This is a genomic window from Halochromatium glycolicum (assembly GCF_016584085.1).
In the GTDB taxonomy this organism is placed as follows: Bacteria; Pseudomonadota; Gammaproteobacteria; order Chromatiales; family Chromatiaceae; genus Lamprobacter; species Lamprobacter glycolicus.
In genome coordinates, this window is the sequence record NZ_NRSJ01000012.1 from 18,509 (window position 1) to 39,343 (window position 20,835).

19 protein-coding genes are annotated in these 20,835 nt (G+C 67.5%); 11 read left to right on the forward strand and 8 right to left on the reverse strand.

Going from position 1 to position 20,835, the window contains the following annotated elements:
• Positions 1-83 precede the first annotated feature (83 nt).
• The 5 genes from CKO40_RS08640 (at position 84) to CKO40_RS08660 (ending at position 5,976) form a co-directional block, all read left to right on the forward strand.
• A complete protein-coding gene (locus CKO40_RS08640; protein ID WP_200345804.1) occupies positions 84-3,425 on the forward strand; it encodes an MFS transporter in 3,342 nt (1,113 codons plus the stop codon).
• 12 nt (positions 3,426-3,437) lie between these two features.
• The gene (locus CKO40_RS08645; protein ID WP_200345805.1) at positions 3,438-3,887 is read left to right on the forward strand and encodes a hypothetical protein; all 450 of its coding nucleotides are present in this window, start codon (positions 3,438-3,440) and stop codon (positions 3,885-3,887) included.
• A gap of 257 nt (positions 3,888-4,144) precedes the next feature.
• Positions 4,145-4,438 carry an RNA recognition motif domain-containing protein gene (locus CKO40_RS08650; protein WP_200345806.1) on the forward strand — a complete coding sequence of 98 codons (294 nt, stop codon included), beginning with the start codon at positions 4,145-4,147 and terminating at the stop codon, positions 4,436-4,438.
• A gap of 243 nt (positions 4,439-4,681) precedes the next feature.
• On the forward strand, positions 4,682-4,882 hold the full coding sequence (locus tag CKO40_RS08655) for a Trm112 family protein (RefSeq protein WP_200345873.1): 201 nt from the start codon (positions 4,682-4,684) through the stop codon (positions 4,880-4,882).
• A gap of 86 nt (positions 4,883-4,968) precedes the next feature.
• A complete protein-coding gene (locus CKO40_RS08660; protein ID WP_200345807.1) occupies positions 4,969-5,976 on the forward strand; it encodes an NAD-dependent epimerase in 1,008 nt (335 codons plus the stop codon).
• A gap of 105 nt (positions 5,977-6,081) precedes the next feature.
• Here CKO40_RS08660 and CKO40_RS08665 read toward each other — a convergent pair whose 3' ends face one another.
• Entirely contained in the window at positions 6,082-7,119 is a 1,038-nt protein-coding gene (locus CKO40_RS08665) for a recombination-associated protein RdgC (protein WP_200345808.1), read from the reverse strand.
• A 63-nt stretch (positions 7,120-7,182) separates the two neighbouring features.
• Positions 7,183-8,541, reverse strand: coding sequence for an AmmeMemoRadiSam system radical SAM enzyme (gene amrS / locus CKO40_RS08670; protein WP_242476921.1), 1,359 nt, complete (start codon positions 8,539-8,541; stop codon positions 7,183-7,185).
• Positions 8,542-8,635: 94 nt separating this feature from the next.
• On the opposite strand from amrS, the gene amrB reads away from it, so the two are divergent.
• The 3 genes from amrB to CKO40_RS08685 all read left to right on the forward strand — a co-directional run bounded on the left by amrB (position 8,636) and on the right by CKO40_RS08685 (position 11,555).
• Positions 8,636-9,475 (forward strand): AmmeMemoRadiSam system protein B, encoded by an 840-nt coding sequence (gene amrB / locus CKO40_RS08675; RefSeq protein ID WP_200345809.1) that lies wholly within the window; start codon positions 8,636-8,638, stop codon positions 9,473-9,475.
• Positions 9,462-10,196, forward strand: a complete 735-nt coding sequence (gene amrA, locus CKO40_RS08680) for an AmmeMemoRadiSam system protein A (RefSeq protein WP_200345810.1) — start codon at positions 9,462-9,464, stop codon at positions 10,194-10,196. Before amrB ends, amrA begins: the two co-directional genes overlap by 14 nt.
• 72 nt (positions 10,197-10,268) lie before the next feature.
• Positions 10,269-11,555, forward strand: a complete 1,287-nt coding sequence (locus CKO40_RS08685) for a CNNM domain-containing protein (protein ID WP_200345811.1) — start codon at positions 10,269-10,271, stop codon at positions 11,553-11,555.
• A 285-nt stretch (positions 11,556-11,840) separates the two neighbouring features.
• On the opposite strand, the gene CKO40_RS08690 is transcribed toward CKO40_RS08685, so the two are convergent.
• Positions 11,841-12,686 (reverse strand): SirB1 family protein, encoded by an 846-nt coding sequence (locus CKO40_RS08690; RefSeq protein ID WP_200345812.1) that lies wholly within the window; start codon positions 12,684-12,686, stop codon positions 11,841-11,843.
• 113 nt (positions 12,687-12,799) lie between these two features.
• Between CKO40_RS08690 and cysZ the strand changes: the two genes are divergently transcribed.
• Positions 12,800-13,555 carry a sulfate transporter CysZ gene (gene cysZ / locus CKO40_RS08695; RefSeq protein ID WP_200345813.1) on the forward strand — a complete coding sequence of 252 codons (756 nt, stop codon included), beginning with the start codon at positions 12,800-12,802 and terminating at the stop codon, positions 13,553-13,555.
• A 21-nt stretch (positions 13,556-13,576) separates the two neighbouring features.
• Here cysZ and CKO40_RS08700 read toward each other — a convergent pair whose 3' ends face one another.
• The 5 genes from CKO40_RS08700 to CKO40_RS08715 form a co-directional block, all read right to left on the reverse strand.
• Positions 13,577-14,020 carry a type II toxin-antitoxin system VapC family toxin gene (locus CKO40_RS08700; protein WP_200345814.1) on the reverse strand — a complete coding sequence of 148 codons (444 nt, stop codon included), beginning with the start codon at positions 14,018-14,020 and terminating at the stop codon, positions 13,577-13,579.
• Positions 14,008-14,295, reverse strand: coding sequence for a type II toxin-antitoxin system Phd/YefM family antitoxin (locus tag CKO40_RS08705; RefSeq protein WP_200345815.1), 288 nt, complete (start codon positions 14,293-14,295; stop codon positions 14,008-14,010). Before CKO40_RS08705 ends, CKO40_RS08700 begins: the two co-directional genes overlap by 13 nt.
• Positions 14,296-14,398: 103 nt before the next feature.
• Entirely contained in the window at positions 14,399-14,746 is a 348-nt protein-coding gene (locus tag CKO40_RS24265) for a YbfB/YjiJ family MFS transporter (RefSeq protein WP_338074155.1), read from the reverse strand.
• Between the two features lie 30 nt (positions 14,747-14,776).
• Positions 14,777-14,989 carry a hypothetical protein gene (locus CKO40_RS24270; RefSeq protein ID WP_242476922.1) on the reverse strand — a complete coding sequence of 71 codons (213 nt, stop codon included), beginning with the start codon at positions 14,987-14,989 and terminating at the stop codon, positions 14,777-14,779.
• A complete protein-coding gene (locus tag CKO40_RS08715) occupies positions 14,986-16,344 on the reverse strand; it encodes a hemolysin family protein (RefSeq protein ID WP_200345816.1) in 1,359 nt (452 codons plus the stop codon). Before CKO40_RS08715 ends, CKO40_RS24270 begins: the two co-directional genes overlap by 4 nt.
• A gap of 303 nt (positions 16,345-16,647) precedes the next feature.
• Between CKO40_RS08715 and CKO40_RS08720 the strand changes: the two genes are divergently transcribed.
• Both CKO40_RS08720 and CKO40_RS08725 read left to right on the forward strand, forming a co-directional pair.
• The gene (locus tag CKO40_RS08720; protein ID WP_200345817.1) at positions 16,648-17,736 is read left to right on the forward strand and encodes an efflux RND transporter periplasmic adaptor subunit; all 1,089 of its coding nucleotides are present in this window, start codon (positions 16,648-16,650) and stop codon (positions 17,734-17,736) included.
• The gene (locus tag CKO40_RS08725; RefSeq protein WP_200345818.1) at positions 17,733-20,810 is read left to right on the forward strand and encodes an efflux RND transporter permease subunit; all 3,078 of its coding nucleotides are present in this window, start codon (positions 17,733-17,735) and stop codon (positions 20,808-20,810) included. The genes CKO40_RS08720 and CKO40_RS08725 overlap by 4 nt, the downstream gene beginning before the upstream one ends.
• Positions 20,811-20,835: the final 25 nt, after the last annotated feature.

Genomic DNA, 20,835 nt, shown 5'->3' on the forward strand with positions numbered 1-20,835 from the left:
TCCGCGTTCGCTCGCCAGCGCTCCGGGCATGAACCGACCGAGGCGCCCGGCGGCTTGGGCCATTTGCAGGGGACTCGCGCGGCATGACCCGCCTTACGCAGATCGCCGGCTTTCTGCCGTTTGTAGCGGTCGTCTTCCTCAACAGCTTCGTTGATCTTGGTCACAAGATCATCGTCCAGAACGCGCTGTTCAAGGCCTATGATGGGCCTGAGCAGATCTGGCTGACGGCCTTCGTCAATGCCCTGATCCTGCTGCCGTTCATCCTGGTGTTCACACCATCGGGCTTCATCGCCGACCGTTGGCCCAAACCGCGCGTGATGCGCATCGGCGCCTTCGTCGCGGTCGCGATCACGCTGGCGATCACTGCCTGCTACTACCTCGGCTGGTTCTGGACCGCATTCGCGATGACCTTCGTGCTCGCCGTGCAGAGCGCGCTCTATTCACCGTCGAAGTTCGGCTATATCAAGGAATTGTCGGGCAACGAGGCATTGACCACCGCCAACGGCTGGGTGCAGGCGGCGACCAGCACCGCGATCCTGGCCGGGACCCTGGTCTTCTCGGTGCTGTTCGAGGCGCTGTTGCGCACCGACTCGGGGGCGATCGGCGGCACTGGCCTGCCGCCCGATGAGCTGCTGCGGCGCATCGCGCCGATCGGCTGGTGCCTGGTGCTCGCCTCGCTGATCGAGGCCCTGCTCACCTTCCGGCTGCCCGAGCATCACCCCGGCCAAACGGCGCTCCGCTTCGACCGCGCCGACTATCTCAGCGGCCGCTACCTCAAGCACAACCTGCATGCGGCCTGGGACAACCAGGTGATCTGGCTCGCGATCGTCGGGCTCGGGGTGTTCTGGGGCATCGCCCAGGTGCTGCTGGCAGCCTTCCCAGCCTTCGTCGAGGACCGCTTCGGCGAGCACAACACCGTGATGATCCAAGGAGTGATGGCGTTCTCCGGCATCGGCATCATCCTCGGTGCGGCGATCGCCGGGCGCATCTCGCGCGATCATGTCGAGACCGGGCTGATCCCGGTCGGCGCCGTCGGCATCGCGCTGGTGCTAATCCTGCTGCCGCAAATCAGTATCGAATGGCTGCACGCGCTGAACTTCTTGGCGCTCGGCGTCCTCGCCGGCTTCTTCATCGTCCCGCTCAATGCCCTGATCCAGTTCAATGCCGGTGAACGCGAGCTCGGCCGCGTGTTGGCGGCGAAGAACTTCGTGCTCAACTGGGTGATGCTCGCGGCGCTGGCCATCACCCTGGCCTCGGCGCTCGCCGATGCCGGCAGCCGGGTGATCATGGTGGCGTTGAGCCTGGTCGCCATCGGCGGCGCCCTGTACACCATCGTCCAGCTGCCGCAATCGCTACTGCGCTTCCTGCTCGCGCGCCTGATGCACAGCCGCTACCGACTCGAGGTGAGCGGGCTCGATCACATGCCGGCGCAAGGCGGCGTGCTGCTGCTCGGCAACCATATCAGCTGGATCGATTGGGCGCTGGTGCAGCTGGCCAGCCCGCGGCCGGTGCGCTTCGTGATGGAACGCGGGATCTACGAGCGCTGGTATCTGCGCTGGTTTCTGGACTCCTTCGGCGTGGTGCCGATCTCCGAAGGCCGCCCGCGCGGCGCCCTCAAGAAGGTGGCCCGATTGCTGGACGCTGGCCAGGTGGTCTGCCTGTTCCCGGAGGGGACCATGAGCAAGAACGCCCAGCTCGGCGCGTTCAAGCGCGGCTTCGAGCGCGCCGCGGCGGCCGTCGACCCCGGTGCCGAGGCCTGCATCCTGCCGTTCTATCTGCGCGGGCTCTGGGGCAGCCGCTTCTCACACGCCAGCGCCAAGCTCAAGCGCAGCCAGCCAGCGGGGCGGCCGCGGGATGTCATCGTCGCCTTCGGCCCGGTGCTGCCGATCACGGCAAACGCCGAGACCGTGAAGCAGGCCGTGTTCGGGCTCTCGATTAGCTCGTGGGAGGGGCATGCGGCGACCCTGCCGACCCTGCCCGTCGCCTGGCTCAGGCGCGCCAAGCGCCGCCTCGCCGCGACCGCGGTGATCGACGCCGACGGCTACAGGCTCAGCAATCGCCGGTTGATCGCGGCGGTGCTGATCGCGGCCGAGCGTCTGCGCCACCGCTGTCCCGACGCGCGCCTCGCCATCCTGCTGCCGCCGGGCCGCGCTGCCGTCATCGCCAATCTCGCCGCCTGGATGGCCGGCAAGCAGGTGGTGCACCTGGATGCCACGGCTAGCACCGACACGCTCATCGCCGTCTGCCGCCAGGCCGGCATCGCGCAGCTCGTCAGCGCGCCAGGGTTCTTGGACAGGCTGCATGAGCGCGGTCTCGAGCCTGAGCGGCTGTTCGCGCAACGGACGCTGATCGACGCCGCCGACCTGCACGGCGATGGCGTCGGCTGGCAGCATCTACTGGCGCTGGGCGGGGCCTTGCTGCTACCGTCCTGGCTGCTCGTCGCCCTCAGCGCCCGCCAGCGCCCGCACCCGCAGGAGACAGCCGCGATCCTGGTCGTGCGTGGCGACAGGACCAGCCCGGGGAAGGCCGTCGCGCTCAGCCATCGGCATCTCGTCGCCAACATCGAACAGATCGTCGATGTGCTGAACATCGAGCAGGATGACGTGATGCTCGCCAATCTGCCGCTATCCCATACGATGGGCCTGACCGTCACCACCTGTCTGCCGCTGCTCGCCGGGGTGCCGATGGTCTGTCATCCGGAATCGACCGACGCGCTCGGCACCGCCAAGACGATCGCCCGCTACCGCGCCACCCTCCTCTTCAGCACCCCGACCTTACTCGGCCTGCTCTTGGCCGAGCCGCGCATCCACCCGTTGATGCTGGAGCCGCTGCGCCTCCTGGTCACCAGCACCGAGCCTCTCGGTTCGCCGCTGCGCGAAGGCTTCGCGCTGCGTTTCAGGAAGCCGATCTTCGAGGGCTACGGCGTCACCGAGGCGACCCCGCTCGCGAGCGTGAACATCCCCGATGTGCTTGAGACCCGGCATTGGACCATCCAGACGGGCTGCAAGCCAGGCACGGTCGGGATGCCGCTGCCCGGAACCTGCTTTCGCATTGTCGATCCGGTCACCTTAAAGGAACAGCCGCGTGGCGGTGAAGGGCAGGTATTGATCGGCGGCGTGCCGATCATGCAAGGCTATCTCGGCGATCCCGAGCGCACCGCCGAGGTGATCGTCGAGCTCGACGGCCGGCCTTGGCTCCGAACTGACGACCGCGGGTGGGTTGATCCTGATGGCTTCCTGACCCTCACCGAGCAGGGCGCGGCTTCCGCTAGAATGGGCAGCGCGCCGGTGAGCACACGTGCGTCGAATACCGACCCGACCGACGCAGCCGCAAAGCCACTGGTGCAGCAAGCGCCCCCTGAGAATCCCCCTGAGAATCGCCCCAGGGATCACCCCGGGGATCACCCCGCTGAGGTTCACCGCTGAGGTTCATAATCGATGAGACCGATCGAATCCCGACCGCGCTTACGCCGGCCTCTGCTTGCCGGCCTGTGTGCCAGCGCCCTACTGCTCGGCTGTGGCAAGGACCCGCTCGGACCCGAGAATCGCTTCGCGCTGGTCGCATTCGGCCAATGCAGCTACGATCAGGCCCTGATGCTCGCGGAGCAGGCCATCGCGAGCGACAACGCCGATCATGTCGAGCGCGGGCTGCTGCTCAAGGCCGCAATCCTGCGGGACCGCGGCGACACCGCAGCCGCCGAGGCCCTCTACCCTGAGATCGCCGCGGCCTGGGAGCGCGCGCGCGACAAACCCCTAAAATCGAGCCGGCGCGAGCGCAAAATCCAGCTCTTGCTCGACATCGCCCGTGCCGAGCGGCGAGCCAAGGAGCTCGACCCGGACTGCGAGAACGTCCCGCAAAAAGGGCCTCGCCCCGAGCCAGACGCTTGAGGCAACGGAGACAACGCCGCGCCGACGCAATATTTCTCTTTCAACGGCCCTCACAGCCGTGTATGCTGCCGCCATCAATCTTAATATTGTGCGGCTCTCTCAACGACAGAACCGTGCAAACCCGCCTCCATATCCGACTCCGCCATTTACGAGCCTGAAGGGAAGGCCCTTCAATCTCTGCTACGGCCGCCCGATTGGCACACTGGTCAGCGGCTGTCCACTTTTCTACGGTGTGTATTTCCAGAGAGACGAGACTGATGAATATCTACGTTGGCAATTTGGCCTACAGCGTCACCCAAGATGAGCTCCGTGAGGCCTTTGCCGCCTTTGGCGAAGTCGAGAGCGCTAACCTGATCATGGACAAGTTCACTGGCGAATCGAAGGGCTTTGGCTTCGTCGAGATGCCGAACAATAGTGAGGCGGACGCCGCGATCAAGGGCCTCAACGAACAGCCGTTGAAGGGCCGCGCGGTCCGTGTCAATCAGGCCAAGCCGCGTGCCGAACGCGGCCGTGGCGGCGGCGGCGCCGGTGGTGGCGGTCGCCGTTGGTAAGGGCTGATCGGGGCTGACACCAGGACCAGCAGGCCGTGCTGAGCACGGCCTGCTGCGGCGCCCGAAACGGCCGGATGAGCATGGCTCATCCGGCCGTTTTTGATTGCACACCCGGAAATGCACACCGACCAACCAGACGTTTCCCGGGGCATGACCGGCCAGGCTAAGGTAGCATTCGCATTGGATTCGGCCCGGTAGCGGGCCGATCGGAGACCGACCTATCCTGCCCGAGAGAACACCATGTTGGACAAGAAGCTCCTCGATATCCTCGTCTGCCCGGTCACCAAGGGACCGCTGATCTACGATAAGGAACATGAAGAACTGGTCGCCGTCGCCGCACGGCTGGCCTACCCGATCCGTGACGGCATCCCGGTCATGCTCGAAGACGAAGCGCGCGCGCTAAGCGAGGATGAGGCCGAGGCCTGGCGTAAGCAGCAGGGCTGATTGCAGACCAGACGAGAAGCGGCTAGCAGCCTCTGTTCGGCCGCAGCCGATGGCCGCCAGAAACGTGATCGAGAGGATATGTTGCGATGAAGGTATTGGTGACAGGGAGCGCGGGCTTCATCGGCTCCGCGCTCGCGCTGCGGCTGCTCGCGCGCGGCGATGAGGTGATCGGGGTCGACAACCTCAATGACTACTACGATGTCACGCTCAAGCAGGCGCGGCTCGAGCGCGTCAAGGCCCAGCCCGGCTTCACCGACCTGCGGCTTGATCTCGAGGATCGCGCCGGCATCGCCCGCGCCTTCGCCGAACACCGTCCGCAGCGGGTGGTCAACCTCGCCGCCCAGGCCGGGGTGCGCTATTCGATCGAGAACCCGCTCGCCTACATCGACACCAACCTGGTCGGCTTCGGCCACATCCTCGAGGGCTGTCGCCACAACGAGGTCGAGCATCTGGTCTACGCCTCGAGCAGCTCGGTCTACGGCGCCAACACCAGCATGCCGTTCTCGGTGCACGACAACGTCGACCATCCGCTGAGCCTCTATGCCGCGAGCAAGAAGGCCAACGAGCTGATGGCGCATACCTACAGCCATCTCTACCAGCTACCGACCACCGGGCTGCGCTTCTTCACCGTCTACGGCCCCTGGGGTCGACCGGACATGGCCCTGTTCCTGTTCACCCGCGCGATCCTCGCCGGCGAGCCGATCGATGTCTTCAACTACGGCCGGCACCGGCGCGATTTCACCTATGTCGACGACATCGTCGAGGGCGTGATCCGGGTGCTCGACCGCGTGCCCGAGCCGAACCCGAATTGGACCGGCGCCGAGCCGGACTCGGCGACCAGCAACGCCCCCTATCGGCTCTACAACATCGGCAACAACCAGCCGGTCGAGCTGATGCACTACATCGAGACGCTCGAGCGCTGCCTCGGCAAGACCGCCGAGAAGAACCTGCTGCCGCTGCAGCCCGGCGATGTGCCGGATACCTATGCCGATGTCACCGATCTGGTCGAGCAGGTCGACTACCAACCCTCGACCACGGTCGAGGACGGCATCGCCCGCTTCGTCGACTGGTATCGCGACTACTACGGGGTTTGAGCAGCGACGCGCGGGCGCTGAAGCACGACCTCGCGCATCCGGTTTAGTTGGCAGGCCGACAATCGCGCAGGCGCTACGGCTGTTCGTGGCCTCGGGCTAGGCCGCTCAGCGCCAAGGCGGTTGGTCAGCCGCTGGCACCGGCTCATCGACCTGCGGCGCGCCGCTGTCGGAGGCGGGGGCCTGGACAGCTCGTCCCTCCTGATCCGCTGGCGTGCTCGCCGCGTCGGCCGCCGCGGTCGGCTCGGCCCCGCTCACGACGAACTCCTCACACAGCCGCGCCAGCAGCGCGCGCAGCTCGAGCGACAAGAGCGCCAGCTCGGCATCGAGCCGGGCGCCCTCGTCATCGGCCTCGCCGGTGTCGAGCTCGTTGGTGACCTCGTCGGCGAAGCGCAGGCGCTTGAGGCTGAGGTCCTCGTTGAGCAGCAGCGACAGGCGCTCCTTCCAGTTCACGCCGACACTGACCGCCCGCTTGCCGGAGTCGAGGTGGTTGCGGACCTCGGGCGAGCTGAGATCCTGCCCGCGACAGCGCACCGTCGAGCGACTGTCCTCCGGGTCCTGCAGGACGCAGGCATCCTCGAGCGCGAAGCCCGCGGCCGGCTGTCCCGACAGCAGCCAGGTGCTCAGACGCTCGGCTGGTGCGACCTCCGGCACCAATGGCTTCACCGGGAAGCTGCCGAGGCTCTCGCGCAGCAGCGCGATCAGCTCCTCGGCCGCCTTCTCACTGGCCGCATCCACCACCGCCCAGCCCTCGCCGGCGTCGATATAGGCGCGCACCACGCGCGAGCGGGTGAACGCCTGCGGCAGCATCTCGGCGAGCAGATCCTCGCGCAGCTCCCGGCGCTCGCGCCGGCCGACCTCGCGCATCTCCGCCTGCTCGATCTCGGCGACGCGGTCGGCCACCGCCTCGGTCACCACCGAACCCGGCAGCAGCCGCTCCTGGCGGCGCATCGCGACTAGATGCACCTGTCCGACGGTGTGCACCAACAGCTCCGCCTTCGGACCCAATGGTGCCGTCCAGCCCATGGTCGCGGTCTCGACCGGCCCGCACGGGCGGAACCCGCGCTCCTGCAGGCGCGCATGCAGCGCCATCTGATCCAGCTCGAACGGCACCTGCAGCCGATACACCCTCGCGTTCTTGAACACGGCGGACCCCCCGCAAAAAGCCGCGCATTATGACCGCTGGGCGCGCGGGTGCAAGGGCCTCGATCAGTGCGCGAGCCGGATCGGCGCCCGGCGCGCGCCGAAGTTGCCGGGCTGGGCCTCGAAGACGCCGGCGCAGGGCGTGCCGCATTGCTCACAGCGGCCGTCGGCGGTCAGCCCCCAGCGGCCGAGCTGATACCAATCGCGCTCGATCAGCAGATGGCCGCAGGCATGGCACCAGGTGCTGCCGCCCTCCCCGTCGTGGACATTGCCGGTATAGGCATAGCGCACCCCGTTCTGCAGCGCGATGCGCCGCGCCCGGGCGAGCGTCGCCGGCGGTGTCGGCGGCAGGTCGCGCATCTTGTAGTCCGGGTGAAAGGCCGAGAAGTGCAAGGGCACGTCCGGCCCCAGATGCTCGACGACCCAGGCGCTCAGCCGGTTCAGCTCGGCGTCACTATCGTTCTCGCCCGGGATCAGCAAAGTAGTCAGCTCCAGCCAGACGCTGGTCTCGTGGCGGAGGTACTCGAGGGTCTCGAGCACCGGCGCCAGGCTGGCGCTGCAGAGCTTGCGGTAGAACCGCTCCGTGAAGCCCTTGAGGTCGACATTGGCCGCGTCCATCGGTGCGAAGAAGGCCTCGCGCGCGCCGGGCGAGATGTAGCCGGCGGTGACCGCGACATTGCGCAGCCCGTGTTCATGGCAGGCGACGGCGGTATCGGTCGCGTACTCGAGGAAGATCACCGGATCGTTGTAGGTGTAGGCGACGCTGCGGCAGCCATGCCGCTCGGCCGCCTGCGCGATCTGCTCCGGCGCGGCCGCATCGGCGAGGCTGTCCATCGCCCGCGACTTGCTGGTGTCCCAGTTCTGGCAGAAGCGGCAGGTCAGATTGCAGCCGGCGGTGCCGAAGGACAGCACCGGGGTGCCGGGCAGGAAGTGGTTGAGCGGCTTCTTCTCGATCGGGTCGATGCAGAACCCGCTCGAGCGGCCATAGGTGTAGAGCACGATCGCATCCTGCTCGCGGCCGCGCACGAAGCAGAGGCCGCGCTGGCCCTCGCGCAGCGCGCAGGCGCGCGGACAGACATCGCACTGGACGCGTCCGTCATCGAGCCGGTGGTAGAGCTGGGTCGGCCAGCTGCGCGGCGGCTCGGCCGGGGCCGGACTGGGGGTGGCGTTGGGCGCGGGGTTGGGTTGTCGGATCGTCATCATCATCACCTCGAAAACAGTGGTGACCGCGGCATCGCGGCGGTGATCGCAGCATCGGAGCGATGCATCGGGCTCGAACTCGGCGCGCAGGCGAAACTGGGCGCCGAGCTTGGCGATGACACCGGCGGTCAGGCCGATTCCGGGACCGACCCCGGGTCCGACTCTGGGCGCAGCCCTGAGCCCAGCCCTGGGCTGGCGAAGAAACCGGGCTCGAGTCCATCGCAACCCGCTGCGAATCCTTGACTAAAATTGTAGACGTCAGTGCAAGGGTCGCCGACCGCAGCGACCTTTGGTCCGATCACACAGGAGGGCTTTCACCATGACCAACCCGTCCATCCAACGGCCGGCGGTCGCCGGCATGTTCTATACCGGAGACCCGGTGCAGCTGAACGCCGAGGTCCGCGGCTTCATCGCCGCTGGACGCCAGGGCGCTCAGGGGCGCGGCGCCGCGAACACTGGCACTGGGGACGGCCCGAGCACCCACCCGCGCGCGCTCATCGCCCCGCACGCGGGCTATGTGTTCTCCGGCGCCGTCGCCGGCAGCGCCTATGCCGCGATCGCCGATGACGCGGCCCGCTTCGATCGCGTCGTCTTGCTCGGCCCGGCCCATCGCGTGCCGGTGCGCGGCCTCGCCGCCAGCAGCGCCAGCGCGTTCGAGACCCCGCTGGGCCGAGTGCCGGTGGATCAGGACGAGGTCGAGCGGATGCTCGCCGCACACCCGTGGATCAGCCGCCTCGATGCCGCCTTCGACAACGAGCATTGCATCGAGGTCCAACTGCCATTCCTGCAGGTGCTGCTCGAGCGGTTCTCACTGGTGCCCTTGCTGGTGGGCGCCGCCAGCGCGCAGCAGGTCGCCGCGATCCTGGAACCGCACTGGGACCGCGACGCGACCCTGATCGTGATCAGCTCCGATCTCAGCCATTATCTGGACTATGCCAGCGCGCAGGCCCTAGACCGCAAGACCTCCGAGGCCATTCGCACATTGCATCCCGAACGGCTCGCGCCGGAGCAGGCCTGCGGCCACGATGCCATCGCCGGCTTGCTGCAGCTCGCCGCCGCCCGCGGTGCGACCGGCCGTGTGCTCGATCTGCGCAACTCGGGTGACACCGCCGGCCCGCGCGATCGCGTGGTAGGCTATGGCGCCTATGCATTCAGCTGACCCTGATCCATCCCAGCGCCCAGCGAACGGCCGAGCCGAGCAGCCAGCGGAGCGGTTGTCCGAGCCCTCGGCCCAGCGGCCGGCTCAGCGCTCAGCGCAGCCCGCAGCGGACGCCCGCCCGGAACAGGCGGATGCGTCGGCCGACCAGGATCGCGGCGCGCTCGGCCGCGCCGAGCGGCAGCGGCTGCTCGCGATCGCGCGCGCATCGATCGCGCACGGGCTGGCGCAGGGCGCACCGCTGCCGATCGCGCTCGCCGATGAGCCAGCACCGCTCCACGCGACCCGCGCCAGCTTCGTGACCCTGGAGCTGGGCGGGAACTTGCGCGGCTGCATCGGACATCTCGAGGCCGTCGGCCCGCTCGCGACCGATGTCGCCGAGAACGCCTTCGCCGCCGCCTTTCAGGACCCGCGCTTCCCGCCGCTCAGCGAGCCCGAGCTCGCGCGCGTCGCGATCGCGATCTCGGTCCTGACACCGCCCGAGCCGCTCGCGTTCGCCAGCGAGGCCGAGCTGCTAGCGCAGATCGAGCCCGGCATCGACGGCCTGATCCTGAGCGAGGGCCACCGTCGCGGCACCTTCCTGCCCTCGGTCTGGTCGCAGCTGCCGAGCCGCGAGGCCTTCCTGCGCCATCTCAAGCAGAAGGCTGGTCTGCCGCCCGATTATTGGTCCGACCAGATCCAGGTCGCCCGCTACCGCACCGAGTCCTTCGGCGAGCACGCCTAACGAGCACGGCGGCCAGCCGCCCCAAAGCATGAAACGATCCCCCCCATTGCTTCACGGTAACCGACGACCATCGTGAACGAGATCCCGCTGTCCGCGCTGTTCGCCTCGCTCGGCGTGCTGCTGCTGCTGTCCGGCTTCTTCTCCGGCTCCGAGACCGCGTTGATGACGCTGAACCGCTATCGGCTCAGCTATCAGGCGGATCAGGGCGTGCGCGGTGCGATCCTCGCCCGCCGGCTGCTCGACCGCCCGGACCGGCTCATCGGCCTGATCCTGCTCGGCAACAACTTCGTCAACATCCTCGCCTCCTCGCTCGCCACCGTGATCGCGTTGCGCATCGGGGGCGAGGGCGCGATCGCGATCGCGGCCGGCCTGCTGACCCTGATCATCCTGATCTTCTCCGAGGTGACACCGAAGACCCTCGCGGCCCTGCATCCGGAGCGGCTCGCCTACCCCGCGGCCTTCGCCTACACGCCGCTGCTGAAGGTGCTGCAGCCGATCGTCGTGTCGGTCAATGTGGTCACCAATGGACTCCTGCGCCTGCTCGGCGTCCGCCCGCAGGAGGGCCAGGACAACGCGCTGAGCCGCGAGGAGCTGCGCACCGTCGTCAACGAGGCCGGCGCGATGATCCCGGAGCGCAGCCGCGACATGCTGATCGCGATCCTGGACCTGGAGAATGCGACCGTCGAGGAGATCATGATCCCGCGCAACGAGGTCGAGGGCATCGATCTGCAGGACCCGCCGGACGAGCTCATCACCTCGATCCGGCGCGCCAATTACACGCTGCTGCCGCTGTTCGACGGCAACTTCGACAATGTCATCGGGATGATCCATTCGCGCACCGCGATGCACGCCCTGTTGGAGCAGGGCCTCGGACGCGGCCAGATCGATAAGGACTATCTGCGCTCGATCGCGCGCGAGCCCTACTTCGTGCCCGAGGGGACCCATCTCTATCAGCAGCTGGTCAACTTCCAGCGGGTCCGGCAGCGGGTCGGGCTGGTGGTCGATGAGTACGGCGACTTCCAGGGCCTGATCACGCTGGCCGATCTGCTCGAGGAGATCGTCGGCGAGTTCACCACCGACCCGGCCGACGCCTATCCCGATATCCACCGCGCCGAGGACGGCAGCCTGCTGATCGACTGCACCATCACCATCCGCGAGCTCAACCGCGCGATGCGCTGGTCGCTGCCGACCCACGGCCCGAAGACGCTCAACGGCCTGATCATCGATTACCTCGAGACCATCCCCGAGCCCGGCACCAGCCTGAAGCTGGAGGACCACCCGCTCGAGATCATCCAGGCCGACGACACCGCGGTGAAGACCGTCAAGTATCGCGCCGAGCCTGGCCGCATGCTCCACTGAGGGGTAGACCCGACAGTCGGGTCATCTACCGCCATTTCCCTCGCTGGCACGCGCCTCCGTGCGCTACGACATCGACCACGACTTGGTCGTCGACGCGCGCGTGGCGGCGATGTGTGTCGGCGAGCCCGAGTTGGCCATCGCTGCGCGGGCTCGATGCTGCGGTCAGGGCGGCTTCGCGCCGGCAAGGCCCGGATCACGATCATGCTCGACGACAAGGTCCTGGCTGCCTTCCGCAGACGTGCCCACGAGCAGGTCGGAAGACGAGCGGCGGGTTCGACGGCGAGCTCAGTGCAGGCGCACCCCGCCGTCCTGCCCGCCGAGCTCATCGATCAGTTTGCTCACCGCGGCGATCTGCTCGGCATCGTCGGAGACCTCGACGAAGCGCCGCAGGTCGCCGAGCGCGGCCGGCACGTACTCGAGGTCCCGATACAGCAGACCGCGCTCGCGCAGCTCGTCGGGCAGATCGGGCGCCAGGGTCAGCGCCGCGGTCAGGGCCTCGAGCCGGTTGATGGGCTCGTTGCGATCGCGGTAGATACCGATCAGGTTGCGCAGCATCCGCACCAGGATCTCGCGCTTGGTCGCCGGTCGCAGCAGCGCCGGGTGGCTGCGGATGCTGAGCGTGCCTGCGCCATAGAGATCGGCGAGGCGCTGATCGAGCTCGGATTCCGGCAGCGCCACGCCGCCGGCGTAGACATCGAGCATCAGCGCGGTATCGCCGCGCCCGATGCGGACCAGGAAATGCGCCGGGAAGCCGACCCCGAACGCCGGCAGGCCAATCCGCGCCGCGACCTCGATGTAGACCACCGCCAGCGTGATCGGGATGCCGAGCCGGCGCGCCAAGACCTGATCCAGGAAGCTGTTGCGCGGATCATAGAAGTCCTCCTGATTGCCGGCAAAGCCGAGCTCCTCGAACAGCACCGCATTCAGCGCGCGCACCCGATCGAACAGATCGGCATCGTCCGGAATCCGCCCGCGGACCTCGCTCGCCAGCGCGTCGAGCTCGGCCAGCGCATCGCCCTGGGCGAGTTCGCGCTGGAACAGCCCGCTGACCGCGAGCGCACCTGCGGCCAGATCGATGCCCTCGTCCGGATGCCGAGCCAGCTCGACGAACGCCTGCTGTGCCTGATTCATAGCGCCCCTCCTCTCATCAACACCACCAGCCCCGCCTCGCGTTCTGAGCGCCGGCCCACCGAGCCTAATAGAATGCGGCATCCGCACGCGCAACCAAACCCCGCGAGGTTCCGATGTCTTCCAACCCCGTTCGCGGCGCGGCCTTCATGCTCGATGGGCTGACGCTGCTCAGCCGGCCCGGCCTGAAGCGCTACGTCGCGATCCCGTTCCTGGTCAATCTGTTGGTCTTCACCGGCGCGATCTGGTACGGCCTCGCCCGCTTCGGCGATGCCGTCGCCTGGATGGAGCAGCAACTGCCGACCTGGCTGCAGTGGCTCGATTGGCTGCTGTGGCCGCTGTTCGTGCTCGCGCTGCTGGTGATCGTCTTCTACAGCTTCACGCTGGTCGCGAACTTCCTCGCCTCGCCCTTCAACGGGCTGCTCGCCGAGAAGGCCGAGGCCCTGCTGACCGGGCGTGCCGTCGATGAGCCGCTCGACACCGCCAAGCTGATCAAGGAGCTGCCGCAGACGCTCTGGGACGAGGTCAGAAAGGTCCTCTATGCGCTGGTCTGGACCATCCCATTCCTGATCCTGGCCTTCGTGGTCCCGCTGATCGGTCCACTGATCTGGTTCCTGTTCAGCGCCTGGATGCTCGCGGTGCAATACAGTGACTTCCCGATGGGCAACCACGGGCTGTTGTTTCGCGACCAGCGCGCCTGTCTGCGCGAACGGCGCTTCACCGCAATCGGCTTCGGCGCCGCCGCGACCGGCTTGACGATGATCCCGATCCTGAACTTCATCGCGATGCCCGCCGCCGTCGCCGGTGCGACCGCGATGTGGGTCAAGGTCATGCAGGAGACCCGAACCGCGCAGGCCAAGGCCAACCCTTGACCGCGCATTGCGGGATGGCGATCAAGCGCCGACATCCTTTCGGTTCTCGAACCAATTATCGACGCGCAAGCCATCGAAATCGCAGAAGTCCGCCAGATTGCGCGTGACCAGGACGCAGTCGTTGACAGCCGCAATGGCTGCGATCTCGGAATCCGGGTACGAGGGAATCTTGCCCACTTTGCCCAGACGCGCACGCTCCGCTGCCTGCCAGTGCGCGGCGCGCTCGTCGAAGCTCAAGATCGGCAAGGTCGGTCTGATGCATCGGAACAAGTAGTCCTCGATCTGATCGCGACGCCGCCCCGGGGCCAATCGAAACATCCCATAGAGCAGTTCTTGCCAGGTGATGGCGCAAAGGGCCAGAGCGCGGCTGTGTTTGCGTAGACCCTCGAGGATGCCGGCATTGGGATGCTTCACGAGCGGCTCGGAGAGGATGTTGGTATCGAGCAGATAGGTCACTCCGGCCATGCGAACTCCCGCGGCGGCTGGCGCTCGCGCCAAGCGTCGATCTCCTCCGGGGTCCAATCGATGGGCTGGAAGTGCGGCTCGGCGCGCATCGCCTGAAGACGCTCCCAGAAACTCGGCGGCTCTCCGCCTTGACAAAGACTGGAATAGGCGGCTTCGGAGACCAGCACCGCAACCGGCTTACCCCGTCGCGTAATCCGAATCGCCTCGCCCCGTTCAGCACGTTGAATGAGCTGCGTTAGATGGGTCTTGGCTTCAGCGATGGGGGTATCGGACATGATTTCAGATTCCTGATGGTCATCAAGATGGCTACCTTAGACAGGGCATTGCCCCGTTGTCCATGATTCGGATACAGGCAGCGCGCCCGGTTGGCCGATAGCATTACGCGCTCTCGCGACCACTTCCGCGCCCCGCCATCCGCTCCATCGCCACCAGGCACAGCAGCCCCAGCCCCATGATGGCGCCGACCAGGAGCAGCGAGTCGTCGAAGGTGCCGCGCAGCTCGGCCAGCTCGCCGGCCACCACCGGCGCGATGATCTGCGCGATGCCGTAGCCGACCGTCAACCGCGCCATGATCTGCGCCGGATGCGCCGGGTAGCGCACCCCGACCATGGTCAGCACCAGCGAGACGATGCCGATGAAGGTCAGACCGAATAGCAGCGCGCTGGCGATGGCCGCCGCCAGGGTGCCGCTGAACACCGGCAGTAGGATGCCGATGAGCTGCAGCAGTTAGGCGACCTGCAGCGTGCGCAGATAGCCTTAGCGCCGCGCGATCCGATCCCAGAGCAGCGGCGCCGGAGCCGCCGCCAACCCGACCAGCAGCCACATCAGCCCGTCCTGCCCGCTCAGCGCCGGCTGCTGCTCGGTGATCAGCAGCGCGAAGATGCCCGAGGCGAGCACGAGCAGGGGACGCGGGGCGCGCATCGGATCAGGATCGCGCCGCCGCGGCCTTGGCAAGCCCCAGCTTCTCATGGCGCCTCGTCGGCACCGGTCTCGCCATCCCGCTCGGGCGCAGCGCCGCAACGCCGCTCGACCAAGACCTTGTCCACCCGCTGACGATCCATGTCGACCACCTCGAAGCGCAGTCCCGCCGTCTCGAAGTGGTCCGAGGCCTGCGGCACCCGCCCGAGCACATGCATCACGAAGCCGCCGACGGTGTGGAAGTGGGCGCCCTCCTCGCCTGGCAGCAGCGCCTCGACCCCGAGCTCGGCGCGCAGGCGCTCGAGCGGCAGGCTGCCGTCGATCAGCCAGGAGCCGTCGTCGCGGCGCACGATCTCGTCATTCGCGGCGTCTTCGCCGAGCGGCGCGCCGACGATCGCCTCGAGCACGTCGGCCAACGTGACCAGGCCCTCGAGGCTGCCATACTCGTCGACGATCAGCGCCAGATTGACGCGGCTGTCGCGCAAGCGCTCGAGCAATTGCGCATTGCTCAGGCTCTGCGGGATGAACAATGGCGGCTGCAGCAGGGACTCGAGCCGCTCGGCGGACAGCGTCTCGGCCGAGCGCTCGGTGGCGGATAGCACCTGCGGCAGCAGCTCGGTCACCTTCAACACGCCGAGCAGGCGCCCGTCGAGCCCGCCCCGGCAGACCGGCACCAGCGTGTGCTCGAGCTCGGCGAGCGCGCGCCGCAAGGCCTCAGGGTCTTGCTCCAGGTCCAGCGCCTCGATCTCGTTGCGCGGTGTCATGATGGCGCCGATGCGCTGCTCGTCGAGGTGCAGCACATTGGCGACGATCGGGCCCTCGCTGGCATGGAAGACGCCGGCCTCGGCACCCTGCGCCATCAACACCCGGATCTCCTCGTCGGTCACCGGCGGTGCCTCGCCGCGGCGCGCGCCGAGCAGGCGCAGCAATGCGGCACTCGAGGCCGATAGCAGCCAGACCACCGGAAACGCGATCCGCGCGAGCAGGCCGAGCGGGCGCGCGACCTGCGCGGCCACCGTCTCCGGCGCCAGCAATGCGAGCTGCTTGGGCACCAGTTCGCCGACCACGACCGACAGATAGGTGATCGCGCCGACCACCAGCACCAGCGCGATCGCATCGGCCGAGGGCGCGAGCCAGGGCACCAGCGCCAATGTCTCGCGCACCGGCCCGGCCAGGGCCGCCTCGCCGAGCGCCCCCATCAGCACCCCGACCAGCGTGATCCCGATCTGGATGGTCGACAGGAAGCCGCCGGAATCCTGCTGCAACGCGAGCGCCCGCCGCGCCCCGCTGCGGCCTTGCTCGGCCAGCTCCTCGAGCCTTGAGCGCCGCGCCGAGACCACCGCGATCTCGGACAGCGCGAAGACGCCGTTGGTCAGGATCAACAACAGGATGAACAGCAATTCCATGGGACGCACGACCGTTGCCCGAAGAGGGCCTTAGCATGACATAGGCGCCAGGCCGCGAACTGGACTCCACTGGCACTGACGATTTCGAGCGGATCGGGGCATCGACCGGTCTCGCTGCGCGTCCTGGGCCGTCCATTGCCTGGCGGCCACAATTCGGCATCGCTCCCAACGAGCCGCTATACTGCGCCTAGCATTGACGAAACAACCGTTTGAACCGGCGCGCCGGCGCACCAACCTCCCCGATCGGCGAACGGGTCAGACCGACCGCGCTCCGCCCCTTCCTCTGGCCACTGGACGAGACCCATGATCCTGCGCTTTCTGCTCGTATTCCTGATCCTGCTGGCCCTCGCCGGCGGGCTCGGCTTGCTGAAATACCAGCAGATCCAGCAGCAAATGGCGGCCTTCTCGCAGCCGCAGCCGCCCTCGACCGTCTCGGCGGTGACGGTCGAGACCCGCACCTGGCAGCCGCAGCTGGAGGCGGTCGGCAGCGTCCAGGCGGTCCAGGGCGTGCTGGTCAACAACCAGGTCGCCGGCCAGATCGAGCGCATCCTGTTCGAGTCCGGCGACCGGGTCAGCGCCGGCCAAGCCTTGGTGCAGCTCGACACCGAGGTCGACGAGGCCGATCTGGTCGGCCTCAAGGCGGGCCTGAACCTGGCCAAACTGCAGCTCGAGCGCAATCAGAAGTTGCTGCGCGACCGCGCGGTCTCTCAAGGCGATGTCGACGAGCTCAGCGCCCAGGTCTCGCAGGCGATGGCGCAGGTGGAGGCCAAGGAGGCCCTGATCCGCAAGAAGACCATCCGCGCCCCGTTCGACGGTCAGCTCGGCATCCGCCGCGTCGACCTCGGTCAGTTCCTCGATGCCGGCTCGGCGATCGTCGAGCTGGAGGCGCTCGACCCGGTCTATGTCGACTATACACTGCCCGAGCGCCGGCTCTCGCAGATCGCCGTCGGCCAGTCGATCGAGGTGCGCGTCAGCGCCTATCCCGAGCAAACCTTCGCCGGTGAGATCCGGGCGATCAGTCCGGCGGTGAACGCCGAGACCCGCAACATCCAGGTGCGCGCCCTACTGCCCAATCCGGACCAGCGGCTGCTGCCCGGCATGTTCGCGAAGGTCTCGACCCTGCTGCCGGCCAAGGATGCGGTGCTGACGCTGCCGCGCCAGGCGGTGACCTACAACACCTACGGCGACTCGGTGTTCGTGATCGAGCCCGGCAGCGGCGAGCAGGAAGGCCAGCTCGTCGTGCAGCGCCGCCAGATCCAGACCGGCGCGGTGCGCGGTCAGGAGATCGAGGTGGTCGAGGGGCTGACGGCCGGTGAGCGCGTGGTCTCGGCCGGCCAGGTCAAATTGCGCAACGGCGCGGCGGTCGAGATCGTCGAGGACGCCGCCGAATGAGATTCACCGACCTCTTCGTCCACCGGCCGGTGCTGGCCAGCGTGGTCAGCCTGCTGATCTTCATCCTCGGGCTGCGCGCGCTCGCCGGACTCGAGATCCGCCAATACCCGGAGACCCAGAACACGGTCGTCACCGTGACCACCGCCTACCCGGGCGCGAGCAGCGAGTTGGTCAAGGGCTTCATCACGACCCCGCTGCAGCAGGCGATCGCCGAGGCCGACGGCATCGATTATCTCACCGCGACCAGCACCCAGGGCGTCTCGACCATCGAGGCCAACATGCGCCTCAACTACGACCCCAATGCGGCGGTCGCCGAGATCCAGGCCAAGGTCGCCAGCCAGCGCAACGTGCTGCCGGCAGCGGCGCAGAACCCGGTCATCGACTCGACCACCGGTGATTCGACGGCCTTGATGTACCTCGCCTTCTACAGCGAGAAGATGACGCTGCCGCAGATCACCGACTACCTGATCCGGGTGGTGCAGCCTTCGCTGCAGGCGCTCGAGGGGGTCGCCAAGGCCGAGATCTTCGGCAACCAGACCTTCGCGATGCGGGTCTGGCTCGATCCCGACCGGATGGCCTCGCTCGGGGTCAGCGGCGAGCAGGTCGCGCAGGTGCTGGCCGCGAACAACTACCTCGCCGGCGTCGGCCAGATCAAGGGCGAGACGGTGCAGATCGACCTCTCGACCACCACCGATGTCGGCGATGTCGAGAGCTTCCGCAAGCTGGTCGTGCACGAGACCGGCGGCACCCTGGTGCGCCTCGAGGACATCGCCGAGGTCGAGCTCGGCCCCGCCAACTACGACTCGGCGACCCTCTATAAGGGCATCCCGGCGATCTTCATCGGCGTCGAGCAGACGCCCGGCGCTAACCCGCTCAATGTCGCCGAGCGCGTCCATGACGCCCTGCCCGGCCTCCGAGCGCAGTTCCCGGAGGGGCTCGAGGCGCACATCCCCTATGACGCCAGCGAGTTCATCCAGGAGTCGATCGAGGAGGTCTTCAAGACCCTCGCCGAGGCGGTGCTGATCGTGCTGTTCGTGATCTTCCTCTCACTCGGCTCGCTGCGCGCGGCGATCGTGCCGTCGGTCGCGGTGCCGCTGTCGCTGGTCGGCGCCGGCTTCCTGATGCTGCTCGCCGGCTTCTCGATCAATCTCTTGACCCTGCTGGCGATGGTGCTGGCGATCGGCATCGTCGTCGACGACGCCATCATCGTGGTCGAGAACGTTCACCGCCACATCGAGATGGGCAAGACCGGGATGCAGGCCGCCCTCGAGGGCGCGCGCGAGCTGGCCGGGCCGATCATCGCGATGACCACGACCCTGGTCGCGGTCTATGCGCCGATCGGCTTCATGGGCGGGCTGGTCGGCTCGCTGTTCGTCGAGTTCGCGTTCACGCTCGCCGGCGCGGTGCTGGTCTCCGGTGTCGTCGCGCTGACGCTCTCGCCGATGATCTCGGCGCGGGTGCTGCACTCGAGCAAGGAGGAAGGGCGCTTCGAGCATCTGGTCGAGCAGTTCTTCCAAGGACTCGCGCGTTTCTATGGCAAGGTGCTGCACGGCTGGCTGCGCTTCCCCAGCGTGACCGTGCTGGTCGCGGTCGCGGTCGTCGCCAGTGTCTATGCGATGTACACCATGACCGAGAAGGAGCTCGCCCCGACCGAGGACCAGAGCATCCTGTTCTTCCAGGCGACCGCGCCGGAGACCGCGACCATCGACTACGATCTGCGCTACATCGACCAGATGCTGGAGCTGTTCGAGCAGATCCCCGAGTATCAGGAGAGCTTCATCATCGCTGGCTTCGGCGGCAGCCCGGCCACGACCTTCGGCGGCTTCAAGATGCCCCAGCCGTCCGAGCGCGAGCGCTCGCAGATGACGATCCAGCCCGAGCTGCAGGGCAAGCTGGCGCGTATCCCCGGCTTCCAGACCGTGCTCTTCCCGCGTCCGAGCCTGCCCTCGCCCGGGCGCGGCGTGCCGGTCGAGTTCGTGCTCGTCTCCGATGCCAGCTATCCGGAGCTGGCGCGCTTCGCCGACGAGCTGGTCGGGCGCGCGATGCAGAGCGGGCAGTTCATGTTCCTGCAGAAGGACGTCAAGTTCGAGCGCCCGCGCACCGTCATCGAGGTCGACCGCGACCTCGCCGGCGACCTCGGTATCGATATGCAGCAATTCGGGCAATCGCTCGGGGTGATGCTGAACGAGGATTACGTCAACTGGTTCAGTCTGGAAGGTCGCAGCTACAAGGTGATCCCGCAGGTCGATCGTGAGGCGCGCAACGCGATCGAGCGTATCGAGGACTACAACCTCCGCACCGACACCGGCGAGCTGGTGCCGGTGTCGACGCTGGTGAGCATCCGCCAGACGGTCGAGCCCTCGCAGCGCACCCAGTTCCAGCAGCTCAACGCGATCACCCTCTCCGGCGTGCCGACGCCTGGGGTCACGCTCGGCGATGCCCTCGCCTATCTAGAGGAGACCGCTGCCGAGATCCTGCCGCGCAACGTGCGCTGGGACTACAAGGGCGAATCGCGCCAGTTCAAGAGCGAGGGCGGCGCGCTCGAGGCGACCTTCTTCCTGTCGATCCTGGTCATCTATCTGGTGCTCGCGGCCCAGTTCGAGAGCTGGCGCGACCCGTTCGTGATCCTGATGTCGGTGCCGCTGACCATCGCCGGCGCGATGGTCTTCCTGTTCCTCGGCTTCGCGAGCATCAACATCTACACCCAGGTCGGGCTGATCACGCTCATCGGGCTGATCGCGAAGAACGGCATCCTGATCGTCGAGTTCGCCAACCAGCTGCGCGAGCAGGAAGGGCTCGACAAGCGCGCGGCGGTCGAGCAGGCCTCGCAGATCCGGCTGCGGCCGATCCTGATGACCACGGTCGCGATGCTGGTCGCGATGATCCCGCTGCTGCTCGCGAGCGGCCCGGGTGCCGTGAGCCGCTTCGACATCGGTCTGGTCATCGCCACCGGGCTCGGGATCGGCACCTTCTTCACGCTGTTCGTGGTGCCGGCGATGTATGTGCTGGTGGCCTCGAAACAGGTGAGGCGTCTGGATAGCTCGCAACCGGCGCGGGAGCCGAGCGTGGGTTGAGCGGCCGCGAGCCGCGAGGCATTAC

Bases quoted from the DNA above. Each gene is read 5' to 3' on its own strand.
- CKO40_RS08640 (WP_200345804.1), top strand. From the start codon at position 84: ATGACCCGCCTTACGCAGATCGCCGGCTTTCTGCCGTTTGTAGCGGTC.
- CKO40_RS08645 (WP_200345805.1), top strand. From the start codon at position 3,438: ATGAGACCGATCGAATCCCGACCGCGCTTACGCCGGCCTCTGCTTGCC.
- CKO40_RS08650 (WP_200345806.1), top strand. From the start codon at position 4,145: ATGAATATCTACGTTGGCAATTTGGCCTACAGCGTCACCCAAGATGAG.
- CKO40_RS08660 (WP_200345807.1), top strand. From the start codon at position 4,969: ATGAAGGTATTGGTGACAGGGAGCGCGGGCTTCATCGGCTCCGCGCTC.
- amrB (WP_200345809.1), top strand. From the start codon at position 8,636: ATGACCAACCCGTCCATCCAACGGCCGGCGGTCGCCGGCATGTTCTAT.
- amrA (WP_200345810.1), top strand. From the start codon at position 9,462: ATGCATTCAGCTGACCCTGATCCATCCCAGCGCCCAGCGAACGGCCGA.
- CKO40_RS08690 (WP_200345812.1), bottom strand. From the start codon at position 12,686: ATGAATCAGGCACAGCAGGCGTTCGTCGAGCTGGCTCGGCATCCGGAC.
- cysZ (WP_200345813.1), top strand. From the start codon at position 12,800: ATGTCTTCCAACCCCGTTCGCGGCGCGGCCTTCATGCTCGATGGGCTG.
- CKO40_RS08700 (WP_200345814.1), bottom strand. From the start codon at position 14,020: ATGGCCGGAGTGACCTATCTGCTCGATACCAACATCCTCTCCGAGCCG.
- CKO40_RS08705 (WP_200345815.1), bottom strand. From the start codon at position 14,295: ATGTCCGATACCCCCATCGCTGAAGCCAAGACCCATCTAACGCAGCTC.
- CKO40_RS24270 (WP_242476922.1), bottom strand. From the start codon at position 14,989: ATGAGAAGCTGGGGCTTGCCAAGGCCGCGGCGGCGCGATCCTGATCCG.
- CKO40_RS08715 (WP_200345816.1), bottom strand. From the start codon at position 16,344: ATGGAATTGCTGTTCATCCTGTTGTTGATCCTGACCAACGGCGTCTTC.
- CKO40_RS08720 (WP_200345817.1), top strand. From the start codon at position 16,648: ATGATCCTGCGCTTTCTGCTCGTATTCCTGATCCTGCTGGCCCTCGCC.
- CKO40_RS08725 (WP_200345818.1), top strand. From the start codon at position 17,733: ATGAGATTCACCGACCTCTTCGTCCACCGGCCGGTGCTGGCCAGCGTG.